Source organism: Mycobacterium senriense (assembly GCF_019668465.1).
In the GTDB taxonomy this organism is placed as follows: Bacteria; Actinomycetota; Actinomycetes; order Mycobacteriales; family Mycobacteriaceae; genus Mycobacterium; species Mycobacterium senriense.
Genome location: NZ_AP024828.1, coordinates 1,063,650 through 1,088,624, shown reverse-complemented (window position 1 = coordinate 1,088,624; position 24,975 = coordinate 1,063,650). Strand labels below are relative to the sequence as shown.

General features: G+C 68.0%; 18 protein-coding genes and 1 tRNA gene. 13 read left to right on the top strand and 6 right to left on the bottom strand.

Features of this window, described 5'->3' with window-relative positions; genetic code table 11:
* Positions 1 to 93: 93 nt before the first annotated feature.
* Positions 94 to 2,409 (top strand): peroxidase family protein, encoded by a 2,316-nt coding sequence (locus MTY59_RS05280; RefSeq protein ID WP_221044745.1) that lies wholly within the window; start codon positions 94 to 96, stop codon positions 2,407 to 2,409.
* Positions 2,410 to 2,442: 33 nt separating this feature from the next.
* Positions 2,443 to 3,960: a hypothetical protein gene (locus MTY59_RS05275; RefSeq protein WP_221044744.1), complete on the top strand. Its 1,518-nt coding sequence runs from the start codon at positions 2,443 to 2,445 to the stop codon at positions 3,958 to 3,960.
* Between the two features lie 232 nt (positions 3,961 to 4,192).
* On the opposite strand, the gene MTY59_RS05270 is transcribed toward MTY59_RS05275, so the two are convergent.
* Positions 4,193 to 4,266: transfer RNA gene (locus MTY59_RS05270), tRNA-Gly, on the bottom strand.
* A 167-nt stretch (positions 4,267 to 4,433) separates the two neighbouring features.
* Between MTY59_RS05270 and MTY59_RS05265 the strand changes: the two genes are divergently transcribed.
* The 10 genes from MTY59_RS05265 to rfbA all read left to right on the top strand — a co-directional run bounded on the left by MTY59_RS05265 (position 4,434) and on the right by rfbA (position 16,084).
* Positions 4,434 to 5,069 (top strand): VldE C-terminal domain-containing protein, encoded by a 636-nt coding sequence (locus tag MTY59_RS05265; RefSeq protein WP_221044743.1) that lies wholly within the window; start codon positions 4,434 to 4,436, stop codon positions 5,067 to 5,069.
* Between the two features lie 30 nt (positions 5,070 to 5,099).
* Positions 5,100 to 5,672 (top strand): dCTP deaminase, encoded by a 573-nt coding sequence (gene dcd, locus MTY59_RS05260; protein ID WP_221044742.1) that lies wholly within the window; start codon positions 5,100 to 5,102, stop codon positions 5,670 to 5,672.
* A 131-nt stretch (positions 5,673 to 5,803) separates the two neighbouring features.
* Positions 5,804 to 7,831 carry a DUF7159 family protein gene (locus tag MTY59_RS05255; protein WP_221044741.1) on the top strand — a complete coding sequence of 676 codons (2,028 nt, stop codon included), beginning with the start codon at positions 5,804 to 5,806 and terminating at the stop codon, positions 7,829 to 7,831.
* A 244-nt stretch (positions 7,832 to 8,075) separates the two neighbouring features.
* Entirely contained in the window at positions 8,076 to 9,482 is a 1,407-nt protein-coding gene (locus MTY59_RS05250) for a DUF7159 family protein (RefSeq protein ID WP_221044740.1), read from the top strand.
* A 175-nt stretch (positions 9,483 to 9,657) separates the two neighbouring features.
* Positions 9,658 to 10,791, top strand: coding sequence for a DUF7159 family protein (locus tag MTY59_RS05245; RefSeq protein WP_221044739.1), 1,134 nt, complete (start codon positions 9,658 to 9,660; stop codon positions 10,789 to 10,791).
* Positions 10,792 to 10,956: 165 nt separating this feature from the next.
* Positions 10,957 to 12,396, top strand: a complete 1,440-nt coding sequence (locus MTY59_RS05240) for a DUF7159 family protein (protein ID WP_431190731.1) — start codon at positions 10,957 to 10,959, stop codon at positions 12,394 to 12,396.
* 143 nt (positions 12,397 to 12,539) lie between these two features.
* Positions 12,540 to 13,865 carry a UDP-glucose dehydrogenase family protein gene (locus MTY59_RS05235; RefSeq protein WP_221044738.1) on the top strand — a complete coding sequence of 442 codons (1,326 nt, stop codon included), beginning with the start codon at positions 12,540 to 12,542 and terminating at the stop codon, positions 13,863 to 13,865.
* Positions 13,866 to 14,025: 160 nt separating this feature from the next.
* Positions 14,026 to 14,781, top strand: a complete 756-nt coding sequence (locus MTY59_RS05230; RefSeq protein WP_221044737.1) for a maleylpyruvate isomerase family mycothiol-dependent enzyme — start codon at positions 14,026 to 14,028, stop codon at positions 14,779 to 14,781.
* A 29-nt stretch (positions 14,782 to 14,810) separates the two neighbouring features.
* Positions 14,811 to 15,182, top strand: a complete 372-nt coding sequence (locus tag MTY59_RS05225) for a nuclear transport factor 2-like protein (protein WP_221044736.1) — start codon at positions 14,811 to 14,813, stop codon at positions 15,180 to 15,182.
* A 26-nt stretch (positions 15,183 to 15,208) separates the two neighbouring features.
* Positions 15,209 to 16,084 carry a glucose-1-phosphate thymidylyltransferase RfbA gene (gene rfbA / locus MTY59_RS05220; RefSeq protein ID WP_221044735.1) on the top strand — a complete coding sequence of 292 codons (876 nt, stop codon included), beginning with the start codon at positions 15,209 to 15,211 and terminating at the stop codon, positions 16,082 to 16,084.
* On the opposite strand, the gene MTY59_RS05215 is transcribed toward rfbA, so the two are convergent.
* From MTY59_RS05215 to MTY59_RS05195, 5 genes are all read right to left on the bottom strand, one after another.
* Entirely contained in the window at positions 16,026 to 17,291 is a 1,266-nt protein-coding gene (locus tag MTY59_RS05215) for a YibE/F family protein (RefSeq protein WP_221044734.1), read from the bottom strand. The two genes, rfbA and MTY59_RS05215, sit on opposite strands and share 59 nt — an antisense overlap.
* Positions 17,292 to 17,323: 32 nt before the next feature.
* Positions 17,324 to 18,616, bottom strand: coding sequence for a pyridoxal phosphate-dependent aminotransferase (locus tag MTY59_RS05210; protein WP_221044733.1), 1,293 nt, complete (start codon positions 18,614 to 18,616; stop codon positions 17,324 to 17,326).
* A 32-nt stretch (positions 18,617 to 18,648) separates the two neighbouring features.
* Positions 18,649 to 21,645: a heterodisulfide reductase-related iron-sulfur binding cluster gene (locus MTY59_RS05205; RefSeq protein ID WP_221044732.1), complete on the bottom strand. Its 2,997-nt coding sequence runs from the start codon at positions 21,643 to 21,645 to the stop codon at positions 18,649 to 18,651.
* 250 nt (positions 21,646 to 21,895) lie between these two features.
* Positions 21,896 to 23,566 carry an Hsp70 family protein gene (locus MTY59_RS05200; RefSeq protein WP_221044731.1) on the bottom strand — a complete coding sequence of 557 codons (1,671 nt, stop codon included), beginning with the start codon at positions 23,564 to 23,566 and terminating at the stop codon, positions 21,896 to 21,898.
* A gap of 134 nt (positions 23,567 to 23,700) precedes the next feature.
* On the bottom strand, positions 23,701 to 24,246 hold the full coding sequence (locus MTY59_RS05195) for a hypothetical protein (RefSeq protein ID WP_250160719.1): 546 nt from the start codon (positions 24,244 to 24,246) through the stop codon (positions 23,701 to 23,703).
* 78 nt (positions 24,247 to 24,324) lie between these two features.
* Between MTY59_RS05195 and MTY59_RS05190 the strand changes: the two genes are divergently transcribed.
* The gene (locus MTY59_RS05190) at positions 24,325 to 24,975 is read left to right on the top strand and encodes a DUF1345 domain-containing protein (protein WP_221044730.1); all 651 of its coding nucleotides are present in this window, start codon (positions 24,325 to 24,327) and stop codon (positions 24,973 to 24,975) included.

The following is a 24,975-nucleotide window of genomic DNA, read 5'->3' as shown; positions in this document are numbered from 1 at the left end:
GCTTCCCGCTGGCGGTTTGCGGGTTTGATGCCCATGTTTCCGATAGTGCGAGTAGTTTTTAGCTTCGAGTGTTTGCCATGCGAGGAGCTTCGTATGTATCCCGGAATGGCGCCGAGACCGCCGCCCGTCGGCAAACTACGCGCGTTGGCGGGTCTGGCCTGCTTCAAGTTCGAGCTTTACGACGCCGCCGCGCGGCAATACCGAGCGGCGATCCAAGCCGGCGGCGCCCAGGTGAGCGAATGGCGCGAAATGCTCGCCCTCGCAGAGGCCAACGCCATCGCCGAGATCGACGTCTGCGTGCCCAAACCGACGTACTTCACGTACGCCCCACTGGTGGCGCGGCCCTCGGTGCGCCACGGCCACCTGCCCCGGCCGCCGAAGAACCGGCGGGGCGACGGCTGCTTCAAGCGACTGCGCCTCTTCCTGGGCGAGGTGCTCGGCGCAGTATTGACGGTCTTAATGGACCGGCTCACCGACTGGGTGGGCCGGAAATTCGGCTACCGCGGCAAGGTCTGGACGAACTGGTACGGTCGCTGGCTGGTGCGGGAAATCCTGACGCTGGCGTACATGCGCGAGCAGTTGACCGCGAACAACTTGAGAAGCACCTACCCGGCCGGGACGCTGGTCGGCTTCCAAGACGCGGGCCAGCAACCGCCATTGGGCGTCACCCATTTCCGCACCGCCGACGGAAGCTGGAACAATCTCGCAAACCCCAAGGAGGGGGCTGCCGGCACGCGCTTCCTGCGTAACGTCAACCTCTCAGCCGTCTGCCCCGAGACCGCCACGTTGCTCGAGCCGAACCCGCGCGAGGTCAGCCTCCGGCTGCTGACAAGGCCGGACGGTGACGATGGCCGACCGCATATGACGCCAGTTCCTTTTCTCAATCTGTTGGCCGCATCGTGGATCCAGTTCATGGTCCACGACTGGGTTAACCACGGCGAGCCCCAGCCCAACGACTTCATCAAGGTGCCGCTGCGCCAGGGCGACCCCGCACGCGCTCGCTACGGGTGGAGCGAAATGGTGATAGGCAGGACCCAGCCTGACCCGACCCGCAATGGTCCGCAGGAGCCGGCCACCACGAGTTCGATCAACGAGGTCACCCACTGGTGGGACGGCTCGCAGATCTACGGCAGCGACCAAGCCACCCAGAACCGCCTGCGCAGCCACCGATTCGGCAAGATGAAGCTGAACGACGACGGCACGCTGCCCCTTGACCCCACGACGGGGGTGGAGGACGCCGGCTTTATGCGCAGCTGGTGGGTGGGCCTCTCGATGCTGCACACCCTTTTCGTGCGCGAACACAACGCAATCTGTGACGTGTTGTACGAGGCCTACCCCAGCTGGGATGACGATCGCCTCTTCAACGTGGCGCGGCTGATCAACGCCGCGGTGATGGCGAAGATCCATTCCATCGAATGGACCCCGGCCATTCTGCCCAACCGGGCGCTCGACACAGGGCTGAACTCGAACTGGTACGGCCTGCTGACCTACATACTGCGTAAAGGCAAGGCGCGCAAGACACTGTCTGAGGTGAAGATACGGAACGCCGAGCTCGGCGGCATTGTCGGCAACCCGATCAACAGACACCATTGCGTCTTCGGGTTGTCCGAGGAATTTGTTGAGGTCTACCGTCTGCATTCGCTGTTGCCTGAGACGCTGGAAGTTCGGCTCCGCGGCCAGAAGGACATCGAGAAGAAGGTGCCCTTACCCGCCACGCGCCAGCACGGCTCGGTCGAGCTAACAAAGAAGTATGCGATCTCGGACCTGTTCCATTCGTTCGGCAACCAGCACCCGGGTGCCCTGGTGCTCAACAACTTTCCGCGCTTCATGCAAGAGCTCAGCGTTCCGGGTAATCCATTCTTCGACGTCGGCACCGTGGACATCGTGCGCGCGCGCGAACGAGGTGTGCCGCGCTACAACGCGTTCCGTCGCCAGCTGGGGCTGAATCAGATCCGTAGCTTCGACGACCTTACCGACGACAGAAGTGCCCTAAAGAACCTGAGGTCCGTGTACGGCGACAATCCGGACAAGGTGGAGGACCTCGACCTGCTGGTTGGCACGCTGGCCGAAGGCCGCCGGCCCAGTGGCTTCGGGTTCGGCGAGACCTTGTTCCAGATCTTCATTCTTAACGCCAGCCGCCGGCTGCAGGCCGACCGTTTCTACACCGACTGTTACAACGAGGACGTCTACACCCCGGAAGGCCTGCGCTGGGTCGACCAGACCGACCTCAAAACCGTGATTCTGCGCCACTATCCTGAGCTCGCCGACACTGGCCTGGCCAACATCAAGAACGCTTTCGAGCCCTGGGACGAGGGGCCTGAGCTGGATCTGGACCGCCACCCACTGCGCGAGTGGGACGCTGAATTGAAGCATGACCCTTCGCGCGGCGACGCGTATCGCCATGCCTGACCAAATTCGGGAGCGCTAATGCTGAGGTGGTTCGTGCGGCGTGGATTCTGGGACTTCATAGCCTGGTTGAAATTCGCCGCCAGTAAGCCGCTCGACATCCCGTCGCCCCCGGCCAGGCAGCGCCGTATCCATCCAAAGCCGATGATCGACGCGATTCCCGAGGTGCCGCTACGCAACGTGATGGTTTGCCCGCGCGCCGACATCCCAAGGGATGAGAGGTCGTGGCGTAACACTAAGGCTTATCAAGTTCAGGTCTGGCTCTACACCGCGTTTTCACCCATGCAGCCGCGCCTGCCGCGGATAGACGCCGACCCGCACGTGGCGTTGAACCGAGCCTTCAAAGGGCTGCGCCGCACCCGCTTTCATGCGCCCGAACTGCCGGCAGAGTATCTGGGCAGCCCGGACCTCGGCTCGCTGGCGGTGCGCGGTCCCTTCGCTTGCTACACCAAGCGCATCCGAAACACCCTTTGGGAGTGGGACCTCCGCATGCTCGACAAATACGAGCACCACCCCGGGCTAGTGAAAATCGGTTCGCGCGTGTATTTCGTCGAAGACACCAGACGAGGTGCGCTGCAGGCCTATCGCATCGAATGCGCGCTGGGCAAAAGAGTCAAACCAACCGATCCGCAGTGGGACCAGGCCTGCAAGATCGTGTTGTGCGCCGCCTCGACGCACCTCTCGCTCGTGCGCCACTTCAACTGGGTGCACCTGGCGGGCGGCGCTCAGTTGGCGATTGCGACGCGCAACAACCTCTCGCGCGACCACCCGGTGTTCAGGCTGCTGTGGCCGTTCATTTACGGCACCCAGCAGAGCAACGACATGGTCACCCGCGGCCAGATGGTTCGCGGTGGCGACTTCGAGACCACCTTTAGCTTTACTTTCAAGGGCATGTGCGACCTATTCGACGACACTTACCTGAAGTATCGACACATCGTCAATGACCCCGAGGCGGACGGTAGGTCCCGTCATGTGCGCGCTGCCGGCTTCGACACACCGACGCAGCGGAACCTGGAGGCGCTGTTCGACGTCATGCACCGCTTCGTGCGTGACTATCTGCACAATTACTTCCCACGGAATGCGTTGGGCGCCAACAATGTGCGCCGCGACCGGGAGACACTGGCTTGGCTCGAGGAACTTAACGCGCGCGTTCCCAACGGAGTTGGCGTGGACCCCCAGAATTTCACTTGGGACAAATTGGCGCGGATGCTGGCGGGCCAACTGTACCTGGTGACCGTGCAGCACGAGATCCTCGGCAGTTCTATGTGGAACTACCAGCTCTGGACACACCGCCAGCCGGCGCGAATATACAACGATTTCCAACCTGAGCCATTGGACGTGTATCAGCGCCTCGTCAACGCAAACTACAACCTGAACGTGCCCCGGCGCGCCCTCATGGACGACTTCAATCGCGTCGCGCTCGACTACCCCGCCAGGGCGGCCATGTTGCAGTTCCAGAGCGAGCTCGCCGCGCTGCAGGCCAAGATGGACAGCCGCCCGCATGCGGTATGGCGTGTCCGTCCAAGCGACTTGAAGGTCAACATCAACGCCTAGCTTCACCCGTTCGAACCGGTCAACGCCGTAGGTGCGGAAGGTTCCGGGGTGAGGCTCTTGGGAGCGCCCGGTGGACAGATACCATGTTCACCCGCTCGGTGGCCTCATTCTGGACGCGCAGAAGGCCCGCGACGCCCCCGCCGGGCCGCAGGGCCGACGCCCCGGAAATTTTGGTTCGGCGCTGACCGTGGGCTCAGGCCACAGGCGGCGTGGCCACCTAGCTGGGCTTTCGTGGAGCCGATGACGGGAATCGAACCCGCGTATTCAGCTTGGGAAGCTGATGTTCTGCCATTGAACTACATCGGCACTGTCGCCAACGAAGGCTAGCACCCACGGCAGCCGTAGAGGTCGGGATGGCGCGTCGACCGCAGCGAAGGGCCCGCGGTGCGCCGTCGCGCCGGAAAGAGTTATTCTTTTCACAAATTCACATACTCATATTTATTATTTCGTTATTGCACCGTAATGTGCACCGGGTGGGTCGACACGAATTAGCCAGGAAGCGGCGAAAACCGTCGGTGGCCCTGGCAGCGGTGCTCGCCCCCGCGGCTGTCTTCTTCGCGGTGGCCGCGGACGTCCACCCCTCTGCGCCCCGCACCGAGGCAAAACCCGTTATCAACGAGACCGCTCCATGCTGCGTGCAGATCGTGACCGCGGCGTCGCATCGGCTCATTAAGGGATCCCCTGACGGCGAGCCCACCGCGGCCTCGCGGTATCACACCCGAGCCCGTTTCCTGACCGCCGATGTCGCCCCGGAACGGGGCATGCAGATCCGGACGATCCTGGTCGCGCGCAGCATCACCGCCGACTTCCCGCAGATCCATGAGATGGGGGGAGTGCGCCCGGATCCGTTGCCGTGGCACCCTCTAGGCCTGGCGGTCGACGTGATGATTCCCAACCCGGAGTCGGCCGAGGGCATCGCGCTGGGCAATGCGATCGTCGCCTACGTGCTGCAGAACGCCAACCGGTTCGGCATCCAGGACGCGATCTGGCGGGGCGTCTACTACACGCCCAACGGAGCCCAGACGAGTCGGCTGGGCCACTACGACCACGTGCACGTCACGACCACCGGGGGCGGATACCCCACCGGCAGCGAGGTCTACCTCCGCTGAACGCGTGGGCGAGCCAGCTAGGCTCGTCGCGTGCTGCTCTCCGATCGCGACCTCAGGGCCGAAATCACCGCCGGGCGGCTCGGCATCGAGCCATTCGAAGCCGGCCTGGTGCAGCCGTCCAGCATCGACGTGCGGCTTGACTGCATGTTCCGGGTGTTCAACAACACCCGCTACACCCACATCGACCCGGCCAAGCAACAGGACGAGCTGACCACCCTGGTCGAACCGGACGCCGGCGAGCCGTTCGTGCTGCATCCCGGCGAATTCGTGCTGGGTTCGACGCTGGAACTGATCACCTTGCCGGACGACCTCGCCGGGCGCCTGGAGGGCAAGTCGTCGCTGGGCCGCCTCGGCCTGCTCACGCATTCGACCGCGGGGTTCATCGATCCCGGCTTCAGCGGTCACATCACGCTGGAGCTGTCCAACGTCGCCAACCTGCCGATCACCCTGTGGCCGGGCATGAAGATCGGTCAGCTGTGCATTCTGCGGCTGACGAGTCCCGCCGAACACCCTTACGGCAGTAAGCAAGTAGGTTCGAAGTATCAGGGCCAGCGAGGACCGACCCCGTCGCGCTCCTATCAAAACTTCATAAGGACTACATAGGTTCTAGAGCGCTCTCACGCTCCCGTTGTGCGCGATACTTAGTTAGCCGTGGTTTTTTCCTCCGCCTGGCCATGGTTCATCGTGCAACACCTTTGGAGGGGTTTGTTTTGGATATCGTGCTCGGGGTGTCGATGGCACCGTCATCGATCCAAATGGTCGTGCTGGAAGGCGAATACGCCGACGGCGCCACGGTAGAAGAGGACACGTTCGACGTCACTGACGTCGACGACACGGCTACGACGACCGGGCCCGATCAAGTGATCTCCGCCATCCTGGGCACCCGCGAGGGCGCGGTCGATGCCGGTCTCGAGCTGTCATCGATCGGCGTGACGTGGACGGATCAACTCGAAGCCGCGGCGCTTCGCGACGCGCTGGCCGCCCACCGGATCGACAACGTGATGCTGGTCTCGGCCTTTCTGGCCGCGGCGGCGCTGGCGCAAAACGTCGGCGGGGCAATGGGTTACGAGCGCACCGCCGTGCTGCTGGTCGAGTCCGACACCGCGACGCTGGCGGTCGTCGAGACCTCCGACGGTTCCATCCCGGACGTCTACAAACAACAGATTCACGCCGAGTCCTACGGCGACGCCGCCGAGCAGCTCAGCGCGATGGTCGCCGGGATGCAGAAGCTGGAACTCCTGCCGGGCGGCCTGGTTTTGGTCGGCTCGGGCATCGACGTCGCTCCGCTGAAGCCGGTGTTGCAGGCGACGACGTTCCTCGACGTGAGTGTGGCCGAGGAGCCGGAGACGGCGCTGGCTCGCGGGGCGGCACTGGCGTCGGCGAACGCGCCGCTGTTTGCCTCGTCGACCGCCGCGCTGGCCTATGCGCAAGACCCGGGCACCGGCGCGGTCGACCAGTACTCCCTTCCCGAATACCTCTATGTCCCGTTCGGGCAAGAACCCGGCGACGACGAGTTCGCCTACAGCGCGGTCGGCGACGACGACGCCGAGTCGCCGACCGTCGTCATCGAGAAGCTCTTCCTTCCCGAAGAGAGCCAGCCCAGGCGGCGCCCGGCCCTGCTGGTCGGCAGCGGGCTGGCGGTGGTCGGGATCAGCGCGGTGCTGGCGCTCGAGATCGCGTTGGCGATCGGCATCCGCACCACGGGAACCGTTGCCTTGCAGCCCACCCCGGGCCAGCACCTCATCGTGCCCGAACAGGCCCCGGCGCCGGCGCCGGTGCAGGCGTCCCAACCGCTGTCGAAGATCAGCTTGCCCGCCCCGGCGACGGCGCCGCAGCCGTTGAGCCCGCCGGTGGCCGCGCCGCTGCCCGCGGTTCCGCTTCCGGCGGCGCCTCCGCCGCCCGCCGCGCCGATCGTTCCGGTTCCCGTCGTGGTCCCCCCGGTTCCGGTTCCGGTGCCCGTGCACATTCCGGTTCCCGACCCGGTCGAGCCCCCGATGCTGGCGGTCCCGCCGCGTCTCTCCATCCCGCAACCGGTGCAGCCGCAACCTCCTGTGCACCTGCCCCAGCCCCCGCAGGTCACCGTGCCGCAGTCACCCCCGCACCAGACGCCCCCCGGCGAGGGCACCCCGCCCAAGCCGAGCGGCCCCGGTAACTACGGGGGCGGACACTCTCCGACGCCCGGTGAGAATGGCCCGGGCGGGCACGTCCCGACGCCGGGTTCGGGTGGTCCGGGCGGACACGTCCCGACACCTGGGTCGGGCGGCGGTGGCTCGGGTGGTGGCCACGTGCCCACGCCGGGATCGGGTGGTCCTGGTGGCCTGGGTGGTGGCCACGTTCCCACGCCGGGCTCCGGTGGTCCCGGTGGCCTGGGTGGCGGGCACGCTCCCACCCCGGGATCGGGTGGTCCCGGTGGCCTGGGTGGCGGGCACGTTCCCACCCCAGGTTCGGGCGGTCCCGGTGGTCTGGGCGGCGGCCACATTCCCACACCTCCGGCGGGCGGCCCCGGCGGCGGCTTCGGTGGCTTCGGCGGCGGTCACGCCCCGGCACCCGGCGGTGGTGGTCTCGGCGGGTTCGGCGGGGGACACGCCCCGGCACCCGGCGGCGGCTTCGGCGGGTTCGGCGGCGGTCATGCTCCGGCTCCCGGCGGCGGCTTCGGTGGCGGCCACGCCGGCGGCGGCTTCGGCGGTGGCGGCGGCTTCGGCGGTGGTCACGGCGGTGGCGGCGGCTTCGGCGGCGGTGGTGGCGGCGGCGGACACCGCTAACCCGTTTGCCAACCAACCCACAGCAATCGCGCGGACTCCCTGCGAGCTCACACGGGTAGGGTCGGGATATTGAGGCTGGCCAAAAAATGCCGCCTCACCGCCAGAATTTCATCAGCCCAGCAATGTGTGCGGGCATGCGGCCCTTGATCTGCTGTGGCAGGAAATTCCTGGTGGTCGGTAGATAGCGGTGTTGCCGATGGGGGTGTCGAGCAACACAGCAAATTGGGCAGGGGGAGCTTAAGCGGTGGTGGGCATCGTGCTTGGCGTCTCGATGACGCCGACGAAGGTGCGCATGGTGCTGGTCGAAGGCGAGAGCGCCGACGGTGTCACCGTCGACGAGGAGGACTTCGACGTCGACACGCAGCGCACCGCCAGGCCCGGCACCGCCCCCACGGAGGTGATCTCGGCGATCCTCGGCACCCGGGAAGGTGCCACCGACGGCGGCTACCAACTGCTGTCGACGGGTGTGACGTGGACCGATCACGTCGAAGCGGCGATGCTGCGCGATGCGCTGATTTCACACAAGGTCGAAAACGTCATGCTGGTCTCGGCCTTCATGGCCGCGGCCGCGCTGACGCAGGCCGTCGGCGACGCCACCAACTACGCACGCACCGCGATGCTCTTCGTCGAGCCCTACAGCGCAACCCTGGCCGTCGTCGACACCGCTGACGGCTCGGTCTCGGAGGTGCGCCGCAGAGTCCTTCCGGACGACGAGGACCAGGCGGTAGCCGAACTCGTCGACATGGCTTCCGGCGCCGAGGCGCTCGAAACGCACCCCGAAGGGCTGGTTCTCGTCGGCTCCGGCGTCGACATCCCGCTGATCACGCCGGTATTGGAGGCCGCGACCTCGCTCGAGTTGTCCGTGCCTGACGAGCCGGAGATGGCGCTGGCGCGAGGGGCCGCGCTGGCGTCGGCGAATGCCCCGCTATTCGCGTCGTCGACGGCCGCGCTGGCCTACGCGCTGGATCCGGGCACCGGCGAGGTCGACCCGCTGGTGCTCGCCGGACAGTACCCCGGCCTGCTGCCCGGTTATCAGCCCGAATATCGCAGCCACATCGCGGCCCTGGCCGCCGATGTCGACAAGGGCAAGACCAACGTCGCCTACAGCGCCGTGGCGGATGATGACGCCGACGCCAAAACCCTCATCGGTCTCGACGAACGCGCGCGTCGGCGCAAGTCTTTCTTGCTGGTCAGCAGCTCGCTGGCGGTGATCTTCATCGCCGCGGTGGTGGCGCTGGAAATCGCGCTGGCGATCAGCATTCGCCCGACCGTGGCATTACGGCCCAGCCCCAACGAGAACATCGTCGCCCCGGCCCCCACGCCGGCCCCGGTCAACCCCGCGCCACCGGTGCAGGCTCAGCCCAAGATCGCACCACCGCGGCCGCTGGCCGCGCCGCGCCCCATCGCGCCGCCGCCTCCCGCCGCCCCGGCCCTACCGGTCCTGCCGCCGCCCGTGTTCGTTCCGCCACCCCGCCTACCGGTGCCCGGGCTGGGCGGTGGCCACGGGCCCTTCGGCGGCCGCGGCCCCTTCGGTGGCGGTCACGGACCGTTCGGCGGGGGCCACGGCTTCGGGGGCGGCCACGGCTTCGGCGGGGGGCATGGCTTCGGCGGCCACGGCTTCGGCGGTGGTCATGGCTTTGGCCGTCGGTAGCGTGTTGCACTTCACCCCCGTGTCTGACCGGGCGCGCTAGGCTGGCGGATTGGGGTGTGGCCGCGGCCAGAACTCTTCGTACGTCCGGCTGACACTCGAGCGCGAGACCCCGACGTGGTGGCAACGCGGCTGTCCTGGCATGGCGCAGCAACCAATTGGACGATTTGGAGGAGCGATGGACGTCGTACTCGGCGTGTCTATGGCACCTGAGACGGTCCGCATGGTGCTCATCGAAGGTGAGGCCGCCGGCGGGGTGACCGTCGACCAGGACGGTTTCGACGTCGCGGGCAACGAAACCCCCATCGCCGCAGCGAATCACGTCGTCTCAGCCATCCTCGGCACCCGCGACAGCGCGGCCCAGGGTGGGTACCGGCTCCGATCCAGCGGAGTGAGCTGGACCGACCCCGTCAAGGCGGCTGCGCTGCGAGACGTGTTGGCGGCCCGCAAGATTGAGAACGTAATGCTGGTCTCGGCGGTCATGGCCGCCGCGGCGCTGGCGCAGGCCATGGGCAGCGCCACCAACTGGGCGCGCACCGCGTTGCTGCTCGTCGAGCCGGGCAGCGCGACACTGGCGGTCGTCGACACCTCCAACGGGAGCGTCACCGACGTACACCGGCACGCACTGCCGGGCAGCGACGACGCCGCACTGGCGAAGCTGACCTCGATGGTCTCGGGCGCCGAGTCGATGAGCGCCGACGGGGTGTTTCTGGTCGGCTCGGAGGTGGACATCCCGTCGATCAAGCCGACGCTCGAGGCCGCGACCGCTCTGTCGGTCACCACCCCCGAGGAACCCGAGATGGCCCTGGCGCGCGGTGCCTCGTTGGCCGCGGCGAACGCGAAGCTGGGAGCGCCCCGCACGGTCTCGATGCCGGCCGCGCAGACTTCGTCGGCCGCTGCGGTCGAACTCGCCTACAGCGCCGTGGACGACCCGGCCTCCGACGCCCACCCGGCCGCCGAGTCGCGGCAGCGGCGCAGCCGCAAGTCGATCTTGATGATCGCCGCCGTCACCTCGGTCTTCGTCGGCGGCCTCGTGGCATTGGCGCTGGCACTGGTCTTCGGCATCGGCCCGCACGCGGACCAGCAGCCCGACGTCAGCACCAACGTCGTCGCCCCGCAGAATCCGGACGCCGGTCCGCCGGGCCCGCCCCCGCCGTCGAACGCGCCGGCGCCCGCGCCGTCGGAGGTGCCTGCGGCCCCGCCGCAGGCCCCCGCGCCGTCGCCGCCGCAACCCCCGCCGCATTCCGGTGACCATCAACACTGGGATGACTGGCTGCACCGCCACCTGGGTACGCAGATTCCGTCGCCGTAGCTCGCTCGCGGCTCCGTCCCGGGTCGCCACCCGAACGCCGAACGCGCGTAAAATCGGGTCGTTAGGGGAATACGGTTGGGGACTCAGCGACGTTTCGCGCGATCACATGGTGCGACGAGCGCGCCCCCGGCCGTGATCGGCTAGCAAACGACTATTGGAGGAGCTTTGGACACCGTACTTGGCGTGTCGATGGCCCCGACTGCAGTCCGGATGGTGCTGGTCGAGGGGGAAAACGGCGACGGCGCGACCGTCGATGAAGACAATTTCGACGTCGCCGCGGCCGCTGATGCAGCAACGGTAACCGCCTCGGACCAGGTAGTCTCGGCCATCTTGGGGACGCGTCAGGGCGCAACAGAGGGCGGCTACCAACTGGCGTCGACCGGGGTCACGTTCACCGATCCCCTCGAGGCAGCCGCGCTGCGCGACAAGCTGGCCGCCCACAAAGTCGAAAATGTGATGCTCGTCTCGGCCTTCCTGGCCGCGGCGGCGCTGGCCCAGGCGGTCGGCCACCAGACCAACTACGCGCAGACCGCGTTGCTCTACATCGAGCCCGACACCGCGACGCTTGCGGTGGTCAACAGCGCGGACGGATCCATCTCCGATGTCCGGCGCCAAGTCCTCCCGGACGACGATGAGGCGGCCGTGGCCGAGCTGACCCGTCTTGTCTCCGGCGCGGAGAACATGGAAAGCCGCCCGGACGCCGTATTCGTCGTCGGCTCCGGCATCGACATCCCGCTGATCAAGCCCGCCCTGGAGGCGGCGACCACCCTGCCGCTGACCGCGCCCGAGGAACCGGACACCGCCCTGGCCCGCGGCGCGGCGCTGGCGTCGGCGCACGCCCCGCTGTTCTCATCGTCCACCGCGGCCCTGGCCTACGCGCAGGATCCCGGCACCGGCGCGATCAACCCGCTGGCCGTGGCGCCGGGCTATTTCGACACACCGGGCGAGGCCGGCGCCGACGGGCTCGCCTACAGCGCGGTGCCCGACGACCCGGATGAGTTCTTCACCGGCTCGCAGACCGCCGCGACGGAGCTGGTCGACGCGGACTACCACGAGCGCAGCTCGTTCAGGCTGGTGGGAAGCGTGGTGGCGGGAATCTTCGTCATCGGCGTGGTGGCACTGGTGGTGTCACTGGCCATTGCCATCCGGCCGACGGCCAGCGTCCGGCCGAACCCGAACCAGAACGTCGTCGTCGCGCCCACCCGGCCCGCGCCGGCTCCCGCGGCTCCGGCTCCCGAACAGGCGCCCGCGCCGGCGGCACCCGCCCCGGCTCCCGCTCCCGAGGCGGCTCAGCCGGCGCCCGCCCCGGCACCGGCGGCTCCCGCACCCGCACCGGCGGCTCCGATTCCGGTGCCTGAGGCCCCCGCACCGGCGCCGGTGGCTCCGCCGCCTCCTCCGCCCGCGGTGGCGCCGATCCCGGTGCCCATTCCGCTGCCGATCCCGGGCCTCGGTGGGCCTGGCTTCGGTGGACCCCCCGGGGGCGGCCACGGCGGTGGTGACGAAGGGCCGCACGGTGGCGGTGGCGGCGGCTTCCCCGGAATTCCTGGCTTTGGTGGCGGTCACGGCGGCTTCGGTGGAGGTCACGGCGGCTTCGGTCGCCACTAGTTGTGATGGGGGCGACCGCTTCGCCGGCTACGCTGCGCTCGCGATCGCCACGAGGCCTGACGGCAGGCACCTGTCATCTGCCGTTTGCCTCCCGCTCAACCTCGCGATGCAATTAGCTCATGGCGACCACTTACACCGGTTGTATGCGATGCACCGTGTTTGGCACGGGTTACCTCGGCGCCACCCATGCGGTTGGGATGGCGGAACTGGGACACGACGTGCTCGGGATCGACATCGACCCGGGCAAGGTCGCCAAGCTGGCCGGGGGTGACATCCCCTTCTACGAGCCAGGCCTGCGAAAGCTGTTGAAGGAGAACCTGGCCGCGGGTCGGCTGCGCTTCACCACCGATTACGACATGGCGGCCGACTTCGCCGACGTGCACTTCCTCGGAGTGGGCACACCGCAGAAGAAGGGCGAGTACGGCGCGGATCTGCGCCACGTGTACGCCGTCATCGATGCGCTGGTGCCGCGGCTGACGACGTCGGCTGTGCTGGTTGGCAAGTCGACCGTCCCGGTGGGCACCGCGGCCGAGTTGAACCAGCGAGCGGCCGCGCTGGCGCCGGCGGGTGTGGACGTCGAAATCGCCTGGAACCCAGAGTTTTTGCGCGAGGGTTACGCCGTGCAGGACACCCTGCACCCGGACCGGATCGTGCTGGGCGTAAAAGAGGATTCGATGCGTGCCGAGGCCGCGGTGCGCGAGCTGTACGGACCGCTGCTCGACGCCGGGGTGCCGTTCCTGCTGACGGATCTGCAGACCGCGGAACTGGTCAAGGTATCCGCCAATGCCTTTCTGGCAACCAAGATTTCGTTCATCAACGCCATCTCCGAGGTATGCGAGGCCGCCGGCGCCGACGTCAGCCTGCTGGCCGATGCGCTGGGCTACGACTCCCGGATCGGACGCCAATTCCTCAATGCCGGTTTGGGTTTCGGCGGCGGATGTCTGCCCAAGGACATCCGCGCATTCATGGCGCGCGCCGGCGAGCTGGGCGCCGACCAGGCGCTGACGTTTTTGCGCGAGGTGGACAGCATCAACATGCGCCGCCGCACCCGGATGGTGGAACTGGCCAGCGCGGCCTGCGGTGGCTCGCTGCTGGGCGCCAACATCGCGGTGCTCGGTGCGGCGTTCAAGCCCGAATCCGACGATGTGCGTGACTCACCCGCGCTCAACGTCGCGGGTCAGCTGCAGCTCAACGGCGCCGCGGTCAACGTCTATGACCCCAAGGCGCTGGACAACGCGCAGCGGCTGTTCCCGACGCTGAACTACGCGGTCTCGGTCGAAGAGGCCTGCGAGCGCGCGGATGCGGTGCTGGTGCTCACCGAGTGGCGCCAGTTCGTCGACATGGACCCCGACGACCTGGCCGACCGGGTGCGCGCCCGCGTCATCGTCGACGGCCGCAATTGCCTGGACGTCGCGCGCTGGCAGCAGGCGGGCTGGCGGGTCTACCGCCTGGGCGCTCCGCGACCCTAGTGCCAAGCCCGAAATTGCTCGGGATCAACAGTATTCGGCGTCATCCGGGCGCCCAGCATGCCTCAACGAACCTGACGTCCAAGTCTGCCGTGCCTCGCAATCATGATCGCGAGGCACGCGGGAGCGGAGGGCGACCGTTCCGGCGGGTAACCTGACGCGGGTGGACTACGCCGGAGCATTCCTCGACGAGAACCGGGCCTTCGCGGAGCTTTTTCAGGATGCCGACGAGTCCACGCCGGTGCCCACCTGCCCGGACTGGACCCTGCGGCAACTGTTCCGCCATGTTGGCCGGGGCGACCGCTGGGCGGCGCAGATCGTGCGCGACAAAGTCGACAGCTACCTCGACCCGCGCACGGTGGAGGGCGGCAAGCCGCCGCCCGACCCCGCCGGCGCGATCGCCTGGTTGCACGGCGGGGCCCAGCGGCTGGTCGACGCCGTCGAGCTGACCGGGGTCCAAACACCGGTCTGGACGTTCCTCGGGTCGCGCCCGGCGAACTGGTGGGTCCGGCGCCGGTTGCACGAGGTCGCGGTGCATCGGGCCGACGCGGCGATCGCGCTGGGCAGCGAGTTCACCCTGGACCCCGGCGTGGCCGCCGACGGCATCACCGAATGGCTGGAGCGGGTCGCGATCCAGGCCGGCGGCCAGGGGGCGCCGCTTCCGCTCGAGGGGGGCGACACGCTGCACCTGCACGCCACCGATCCCGGCCTGGGCGAAGCCGGCGAGTGGACAATCGCTGTCGAAGAAGGCCGGATCGCCTGGTCGCAGCAGCACGGCAAGGGCAGCGCGGCGCTGCGCGGTGGCGCCACCGAACTGCTGCTGGCGATCCTGCGCCGGCGGCCGCTGTCCGACACGGGCGTCGAGCTGTTCGGCGACGACGCCGTGTGGAAGCGCTGGTTGGACCGTACGCCTCTCTAGCCGCGAGCCCGCACGGTAACTTGCACACCATGACCACATCGGAGATCGCCACCGTTCTGGCATGGCACGACGCCCTCGACACCGCCGACATCGACACGTTGACCGCGTTATCCAGCGACGACATCGAGATCGGCGACGCGCACGGTGCCGCGCAGGGCCACGAGGCGCTGCGCAACTGGGCCTCGTCGCACCGGACCAACACGCAGCTCGGCCAGATGTATGTGCACGACGGCGTCGTCGTCGTCGAACAAAAACTGGGCAGCGCCGACGGGCCCGGGGAGGCCACCAACGCGCTGGCGTTCCGCGTCGTCCACGACCACGTCACCTCGGTGTTCCGGCACGACAGTTTGGCGTCGGCGCTGGCGGCCACCGAGCTCACCGAGTCCGACGCCGTCGAATAGGCCCATCGGGGCATTAGGAGCTGTCCATGCGCGGAATCATCCTGGCCGGCGGGTCGGGCACCCGCCTGCATCCGATCACCACGGGCATCAGTAAGCAGCTGCTGCCGGTCTACGACAAACCGATGGTCTACTACCCGCTGTCCACCCTGATGATGGCCGGAATCCGCGACATCCTGGTGATCACCACCCCGCACGACGCGCCCGGATTCCAGCGGCTGCTGGCCGACGGCTCACAGTTCGGCGTCAACATCACCTACGTGACGCAGGAAAACCCAGACGGTCTGGCCCAGGCCTTCGTGCTGGGCGCCGATCACATCGGCAACGAGTCGGTGGCTTTGGTGTTGGGAGACAACATCTTCTACGGCCCGGGGCTGGGCACCAGCCTGAGCCGCTTCCAATCCATCAGCGGGGGAGCGGTTTTCGCGTACTGGGTGGCCAACCCGTCGGCATACGGTGTCGTCGAGTTCAGCGACGACGGCAGGGCGCTGTCGCTGGAGGAGAAGCCCAAGACGCCGAAATCCAACTACGCGGTGCCGGGTCTGTACTTTTACGACAACGACGTGATCGAAATCGCCAAGGGTCTGAAGAAATCGGCCCGCGGCGAGTACGAGATCACCGAGGTCAACCAGATCTATCTGAACCGGGGCCGGCTCTCGGTCGAGGTGATGGCCCGCGGCACGGCGTGGCTGGACACCGGGACGTTCGACTCGTTGCTGGACGCCAGCGATTTCGTGCGCACCCTGGAGCGACGGCAGGGCCTGAAGGTCAGCGTGCCCGAGGAAGTGGCGTGGCGGCGAGGCTGGATCACCGACGAGAAGCTGGCCGAGCGCGCGCACGGCCTGCTCAAGTCCGGCTACGGCGGCTATCTGCTGGATCTGTTGGAGCGGAGCCGCTTTCACTAGGTTTGGCCAGCACCGCGGCGATCGCCGTCGTCAGCGGCACCGACAGCGCCAGCGCCATGCCGCCCACCGCCGAGCGGGCGATCTCGATGGCCACGCTCTCGCTGGTCAACACGTCGGTCAACGACCGGTTGGCGACGCTGAACAGCAACAGCAACGGCAGCGAACTGCCGGCGTAAGCCAGCACCAGCGTGTAGACCGTGCTGGCGATGTGATCGCGGCCCACCCGGATGGCACCCAGAAAGATGGCCCGCCGCGTGCCGCCGAGGTGGGCGAGCTCGAACACCGTCGAGGCCTGCGTCACCGTCACGTCGTTGAGCACACCCAGGGATCCGATGATGAACCCGGCGAGCAGCAGGCCGCCGATCGACACATTGCCCAGATACGCGCTGACGGTGCTGTTCTGCTCGTCGGACAGCCCGGTCAGCTGTGCCAGCTGTATTGCCGCCCAGGACAATCCGGCGGCCAACAGCAGCGCCGACAGGGTGCCCAGCAGCGCGGCGCTGGTCCGCAAGCTGACCCCGTGCGCGAGGTAGATGACCGCGTACAGGATGGCCGCCGACGCCACCAGCGCCACCGGGACCGCGGGTGCGCCGTCGCGCAGCGCCGGCAGCAGGAACATCACCAGCACCAAGAACGCGACCACGATGCCCACCAGCGCGAGCAGCCCGCGCCAGCGCGCCACCGCCACGATGACCACCGCGAACGCGATCGCCAAACCGACCAGCGCCCAGCCGCGTTCGAAGTCGTAGAACGCGTAGCTGGTGGCGCCCTGGTCGTCGACCTGCCGCACCAGCCGAATGTGGTCGCCCACCGCGAATTTCGGTTGGCCGGGGCCGGGAGAGGACTCCAGCAGCGTCTGGGCCCCGGCGTTGGGGCCGGAATCGATCGAGACCTGGGTCAAGACACAGCGTCCCGCGCCCGGCGTCGCCTGCTGCGGCGCGCCGGTGAGGACCTGGCTGACCGACGGGCTGCCGCAGTCGCCCGTTCCGCTGGACAGCACGTGCCCGGCCTGTGTGCTCACCGCGCCGCCGGCCGCGTTCTGCAGCGGCATCGGGATGTCGACGTGCTGTCGGCTGGGCCATAGCACGATGGCGCCGACGGCCACCGCCACGCCGATCGCGATCAGTAACCCGACGACAACCCTGGCGGGCAACGGATCAACGGCTGACGGGCCCGACGGCATGCTGTGCGAGTGGGAGTGCGTCACCCGGTCGAGAGTAGAGGCGGCCGCGCGGGCGCTTACGCTCGATAGGCGACCAGGAAGTTGCCCAACCGCTCGATCGCGGCCGCCAGGTCACGGGCCCACGGCAACGTCACGATGCGCAGGTGATCCGGTGCCGGCCAATTGAAGCCGGTGCCCTGGGTGACCAGGATCTTCTCCTGCAGCAGCAGGTCGAGGACGAGCTGTTCGTCGTCGTCGATGTCGTAGACCTCGGGGTCGAGCCGGGGGAACGCGTACAGGGCGCCCTCCGGCTTGACGCAGGACACCCCCGGGATGTCGTTGAGCTTGGTCCACGCTACGTCGCGCTGCTCGAGCAGTCGGCCGCCTGGCAGGACCAGGTCGTCGATGCTCTGGTGGCCACCCAGGGCCACCTGGATCGCGTGCTGCGCCGGCACGTTGGGGCACAGCCGCATGTTTGCCAGCAGGTTGATGCCCTCGATGAAGCTGGCGGCGTGGTCCTTGGGCCCGGTGATCGCCAGCCAGCCGGCCCGATAGCCCGCCACCCGATAGGCCTTGGACAGGCCGTTGAACGTCAGGCACAACATGTCCGGCGCCAGCGTGGCCAGGTTGATGTGCTTGGCGTCGTCGTAAAGGATCTTGTCGTAGATCTCGTCGGCGAGCAGCAGCAGCTCGTGCTTGCGCGCGAGCTCGACGATCTGGGTGAGGACCTCGCTGCTGTAGACGGCGCCGGTCGGGTTGTTCGGGTTGATCACGACCAGCGCCTTGGTGCGGTCGGTGATCTTGGACTCCATGTCGGCGATGTCCGGCTGCCAGCCCTGAGTCTCGTCGCACAGGTAATGCACGGGTGTGCCGCCCGCCAGCGAGGTCGACGCCGTCCACAGCGGGTAGTCCGGCGACGGGATGAGCACCTCGTCGCCGTTGTCGAGCAGGGCCTGCAGCGTCATGGTGATCAGCTCCGAGACCCCGTTGCCCAGATAGACGTCGTCGACGTCGAACCGGGGGAAGCCGTCGACGAGTTCGTAGCGGGTCACCACCGCGCGGCGGGCAGGCAGGATGCCCTGCGAGTCGGAGTATCCCTGGGCGTACGGCAGGGCCTGGATCATGTCCCGCATGATCACGTCGGGCGCCTCGAAGCCGAACGGCGCCGGGTTGCCGATGTTGAGCTTGAGAATCCGATGCCCCTCGGCCTCCAGCCGCGCGGCGTGCGCGTGCACCGGCCCGCGAATCTCGTACAGGACGTCCTGAAGCTTCGACGACTGCGCGAAACTGCGTTGCGGCCGGTGATGAGCCGACGTGTGCAGGGGCAAGTGATGGGTGGTCACACCACTAATGGTGCCATCACTGTCCACTGAAATTTGCTGTCAAGCGGGAAAGACGCAGGTCAGCGCTTGCCCGGGGGACGTGCCCCGCGGGCAATGCCCAGGCCTTTGACGGGGGGCTGCGCCGGCGCGTCGTTGCCGTCGGTCTGCTTTGCCGGCTCCGCTTTCGGCGCCGGCTCGGCTTCGGCCTTGGGAGCCTCAGTCGCCTCGGCCTTGGGTGCCTCGGCCTTGGGTGCCTCGGTCTTCGGGGCCGCCTTCTTGGCACCCGGGCGCTTGGCGCCCGCGGCGATGCCCAGACCCTTTACCGGCGCCGCGGGCGCCTTGGCTTCGGGCTTGGTCTCGGTCTCGGCAGCGGGGGCCGGTTCCGCGGTCGCCTCGGCCTTGGGGGCCTCGGGCGCCGGTGCGGACTTCTTGGCGCCGGGTCGCTTGGCGCCCGCGGCCAGACCCAGGCCCTTCACCGGTGCGGCGGGTGCCTTGGCTTCGCCATCTTCGGTCGGTGCCTCGGCCTTGGCTGCCTCGGCCGCCGGTGCGGCCTTCTTCGCGCCGGGCTTCTTGGCGCCGCCGGCGATGCCCAGCCCCTTGACGGGGGCGGCCGCCTGTGCGGTGGCCTCACCGGCGGGTTCGGCCGCGGCCTTCTTCGCGCCGGGCCTCTTGGCGCCGCCGGCGATGCCCAGCCCCTTGACCGGAGCCGCGGCAGCCTCGGACTTCGGGGCGGCCTCTGCCTTGGCGGGCGCCTCCTCGGCCGGCGCCTCGGTGGGTGCGGTCGCCGTGGCGATCGACGCCTTCGGTGCCTCAGCCGCCCGCTTCTCGGCCTCCTTGGCGGCCGTGCCCTTCTCCGGCAGCGTCGCCTTGTCGTACTCGAGGGACCCGAGCAGGATCTGCGCGACGTCTAGCACCTCGACACCGCTGCGGCCGGCCTCTTCCTGACGGTCGTTGACACCGTCGGTGACCATCACCCGGCAGAACGGGCAACCGGTGGCGATGGTGGCGGCCCCGGTGGCCAGCGCCTCGTCGACGCGCTCGTGGTTGATCCGCTTGCCGATGTGCTCTTCCATCCACATCCGCGCGCCCCCGGCGCCGCAGCAGAAGCTGCGCTCGGCGTGGCGCGGCATCTCGGTCAGGTTCGCCCCCGCGGCGCCGATCAGCTCGCGCGGCGCCTCGTAGACCTTGTTGTGCCGGCCCAGGTAGCAGGGGTCGTGATAGGTGATGTCCTGCGACACCTGGGTGACCGGCACCAGCTTGTTGTCCCGGATCAGCCGGTTGAGCAGCTGGGTGTGGTGCAGCACCGAGTAGTTCGCGCCGAGCTGGCGGTACTCGCGGCCCAGGGTGTTGAAGCAGTGCGGGCAGGTGACGACGATCTTGCGGTCGACGGTCTCGGTGCCCTCGAACAGCCCGTCCAGGGTCTCGACGGCCTGGGCGGCCAGCTGCTGGAACAGGAACTCGTTGCCCGAGCGGCGCGCGGAGTCGCCGTTGCAGGACTCGCCGGTGCCGAGCACCAGGTACTTCACGCCGGCGATGGCCAGCAGCTCGGCGACGGCCTTGGTGGTCTTTTTGGCCTTGTCGTCGTAGGCACCGGCGCAACCCACCCAGAACAGGTACTCGAACCCGTCGAAGCTGTCGACGTCCTCGCCGTAGACCGGCACGTCGAAGTCGACCTCGTCGATCCAGCTGGTGCGGTCCGACGCGTTCTGGCCCCACGGGTTGCCCTTGGTTTCCAGGTTCTTGAACAGCACCGACAGCTCGGAGGGAAACTCGGACTCCATCATCACCTGGTAGCGGCGCATGTCGATGATGTGATCGATGTGCTCGATGTCCACCGGGCACTGCTCGACGCAGGCGCCGCAGGACACGCAGGACCACAGCACGTCGGGGTCGATGACGCCGCCCTGTTCCTCGGTGCCGACCAGCGGCCGGTTGGCCTGCTCGGGGCCGGATCCCATGATGCGGCCGAAGCCGGACTCCGGGACGTGGTGGGCCTCGGCGTGCTTTTCGCCGGACAGTTCCTCGCCGACCCCGCCTTCCGGCGTGCTCTCGAGGGGGCTTTCCTTATCGCCCAGGATGTAGGGCGCCTTGGCCATCCAGTGGTCGCGTAGGTCCATGATGACGAGCTTGGGTGACAGCGGCTTGCCGGTGTTCCACGCCGGGCACTGCGACTGGCAGCGCCCGCACTCGGTACAGGTGGCGAAGTCCAGCATGGCCTTCCAGCTGAAGTCCTCGATCTTGCCGCGACCGAATTCGGCGTCGTCGGGCGGGTTTTCGAAGTCGATCGGCTTGCCGTCGTGCTCGAGGGGCAGCAGCGGGCCCAGCCCGTCGGGCAGCCGCTTGAAGATGACGTTGATCGGCGCCGTGAAGATGTGCATGTGCTTGGAGTGCAGCACGATGATCAGGAACGCCAGCATCACCGCGATGTGCGCCAGTAGCGCCACCGTTTCGATGATCTCGTTGGCCGGCTCGCCCAGCGGACGCAGGATGGCGCCGAACAGTTGCGACAGGAAGGCGCCGTTGCCGTAGGGCAGCGTGCCGTTGTTGACCGCGGCTCCGCGCACGAATACGTAGGTGAAGACGACGTTGAAGATCATGAACAGCACCAGCCAGGCGCCGCCGGTGTGGGAGCCGTAGAACCGTGACGAGCGGCCGATCTCCTTCGGGCTGCGCATCAACCGGATGATGGCGAAGGTGACGATGCCGAGGAAGACCGCGGTCGCGAAGAAGTCCTGCAGGAAGCCGAGCGCGTCCCAGCGCCCGATGATCGGGATGTGGAAGTTGTCCTGGAACAGCAGACCGTAGGCCTCGATGTAGACCGTCAGCAGGATGAAGAAGCCCCACATGGTGAAGAAGTGCGCCAAGCCGGGGATGGACCATTTCAACAACTTGCGCTGGCCGAAGACCTCGGAGACCTCGGCCCAGACGCGTTTGCCGGGTTCGTCGGTGTGCCCCGGGGCCGGCTTGCCGGACGTGATCAGCTTGAACAGCCACAGGACACGCCGCGCGGCGAGTGCGGCCACGACCAGCGTCATGCCCATGCCCACGATCAGCCTGATGAGCATCTGCGTTGTCACGGAAGGTCTCCCCAATGCATAGATAGTTCGGCCTGTGCTTATTTGCCTGCTTAAGCCCCGCTCATAGTTACATCTCCGCGGCTTTCGGCGCGAGAAAGGCTGCCCTAACTTGCCGTTCGCCGGTGCCTCTGGCCTGCTGGTTAATACCCACTAACCGGATGTGACGTTTGTCGGAGTGATGAGCGCCACCAATTTTCGTTAAATGGCCCTTTGCCGCGGCCTTTTGGCGACTCGGGCGAAATCCGTCTCGTCAGCGCCCGAACGGGGGTTGGAAGATGGGCCGCGAGCGCGTGGTCGTGGGCGCCGCGGTGGTGGTCGCCTGCGATGTCGTGGTGGGCGCGGCGGTCGTGGTCGTGGTGCTCGGCGGCGCCGTCGTGGTCGTGGTCGACGGCTCGGGCGCGGGCGTGGTGGTGGTGGTCGGCGCCTCGCTGGACGGTGGCGGCGGCGCGGGGATCACCGTGACGGTGGTGCTGTCGTCCGGTCCGGTGATGGTCTCCGTCTGCGGGGGTTGGCCGGGGGCGGGTGGCGTGGGAGTGACCGGGGTGGACTTGATGAGCAGCAGGTTGATCGCCAATATGAGGGCCACCAGCACCGCCGCGCCCGCTCCGGCCACGCTCAACACCAGCGCCGTGCGTTTGTACCAGGGCAGTTTGCCCTGGCCGGCGGCGTAGCGGCTGCCGGTCGCGTCGTCGAATTCCTTTGCCTCATTGGCGTACTCGCCGGTGGCGTCGCGGCCGGTGTAGGGCACCGGCTCGTCGTTGTCCGCATCCTGGGACCAGGCCAGGGCGTCATCCACGTCGGTGGCCTGGGCCGCCCAGGCGGCCTGGGTCATGTCGAGGCCGCCGGTGCCGACCATCTCGGTCGGTGTCTCCACGGCGGCGGCCGCGGCGGTCGGCGCAAGCCCCGACGCGTAATGCGGGCCGAGCACCGCCGCACCCACGGCGGCGCTGAGGGCCGGCTGGGCGGTGCTGTGCACCGGCACCCCGAAACGCTGTCCCAACCGCGCCCTGAACAGGGGGATGTTCGCGCCACCGCCGGCGATTGCCACGGCGCTCAGCCTGCCGTTCGGAATTGCGTTGCGGCGCAACGACTCCTCGACCGACGACAGGAAACGGTCCAGTGGAGCGGAGATGAGTTGTTCGAATTCGGTGCGGGACAGCTGGGCGCCGTCGCCGGATGCGCCGGCGATGGTGCCCACCGCGGCGGTCGACAGCTGCTCCTTGGCCCGCCGGCAGGCGCCGAGCAGGCGGGCCTGCGACCCCACCCGCGCGGTGCCGGCGAGCATGGCGGTGCTGACGTCGGAGGCCAGCAGGTGATCCAGGATGAGCTGATCGATCGCGTCGCCGGAGAAGTCGGTGTACCGCGCGGGGTGCCCGACGGGCGCAAAGCCGGCCTTTGCGTCCATCAACGTGACGGTGGTGCCGCCGGCGCCGAAGTCGCACAGCGCAATAACGCCGTCGGCCTGGAATCCCGTCGTGGCGCGCAGCGCCGCGAGCGCGGCCGTGGCGTCGGACACCAGCATCGGCGCCACCCCGCCGCGCGCCAGGTCGGACTGGGCGAAGAACTCCTCGCGCAGCGCCGCGAACTGGTCGTCGGACCAATAGGCGGGCACCGCGATGGTGATCGGTGTCCCGTAGCCGACCGCGCGGGCCATGGCCTCGATCGCCTCGACCGTCAGCGCCGCACCGAGGTACTTGGTGCCGTCGGCCGCCACCAACGGCGCCCGGTCGCCGACGCGTTCGACGAACCCCCGCAACACCAGGCCGGGTTCGGTCAGGTTCGGATTCTCTTCCGGCAGGCCAACTTCGGTGGGCCGCTGTTCGAAGAGCGTCAGCACGGAACTGCGGGTTATCGGAGCGCGGCCCGCGCGGGCGGCAACCAGATTGGCCACCCCGATCGATAGCCCGAGCGACTCGCTCATCTGCTCCACCCCTGTGTCAGTCGTCCCGTTGCTGTCGCACGCTGATCCTCACCGTAACGACCGTGGATTGCAGCGAGTGTAGGGCGTCGCCGGCGGTGGGCGCTGGAACCGTGATCGGGTTTGCCACAGACTCGCTAACGCAGGCCCGGCGGCACCGTGACCGGATGCGGCACCCCGGGAATGGTGATCACCGGCGGCAGCTGCGGCACATGGTGGTGATGCGTGGGCTGCTGTGTCTGTCCCCCGGTGGGCTGCTGCTCTGTCGGCTGCTGCGCCGGCGGCTGTTCGGCGCTGCTGCCGGGCGAGGATGTGGTGGTCGTGGTCGTTGTCGGGGTCGTCGTGGTGGTGGTGGTGGTGCTTGTCGGCGTCGTCGTTTTGGGGGCGTGGGGGACGGTCTGCTGTCCGTGAATGAGCTCGATGATGCCGAAAACGATCAACGCAATCAGGATGACGACGGAGACCACCCAGGCGATCAGCATCTTGGGCTTGCGATACCACGGGGTCGGCTCGGCTTCCTGGTCAAACGGGTCGATGTCGCCGTATTGGTCGGATCCCTCGGGCGGGCTCGGCTGGGGACCGGCCGGCGGAATCTCGCCGGTCGGTGGCTGTTCGCTCACACCGAAGTCGCCATGCTGCGTCGGCTGATTATGGAAGTCGTCGCGTGGGCCATTGGATGCCACGGGACCGATCGTACTGACCGCACCTGCCAATCGCCTGATGCCAACCCTGGGCGGCGCGTTGGTGGTTAGGTCGAGGTCGTGGATTCCCTGGTGAAGTTGTTGCGAGACACGGTCGCGGTCCGAATATCGGTCTGCGTGGCCCTCGGAGTCGCCGTCGCTGTCGAGGTGGGCAACACAGTCGGTTGGCGTTATGCGCTTGCCGGCTGGATCGCCACCGCCGGAATGTATGCGGCCTGGACGCACCTCAGCCTGCTCCGCATGGACGCCGAGCAGACGTGTCGATGGGCAACGCGGGAGGATCCGACCCGGTGGGTCGCCGACGCGGTCATCCTGTCGGCGAGCCTGGCAAGCCTGGCCGGCGTCGGTTACGTGGTGGCCGCGGGCTCGCGCTCGGGCCACGAAGCCTTGGCGGCCGCGGCCGTCGGCGTCCTCACCGTCGCGGCGTCCTGGGTGGCCGTGCACACGCTGTACTCGGTGCACTACGCGCGGCTCTACTACTCGGATGACCCGGGCGGCATCGACTTTCACGACCCCGAGCCGCCCCGCTTCCGGGATTTCGCCTACCTCGCCTTCACCGTCGGTATGACGTACCAGGTGTCGGACACCGAGATCGGCTTGGCGTCGATCAGGGCGACGGTCTTACGCCATGCGCTGGTGTCCTACCTACTGGGGGCGGTGGTCCTGGCGGTGACGATCAATCTGATCGCGGGGCTGGGCTCCAAGATGTGA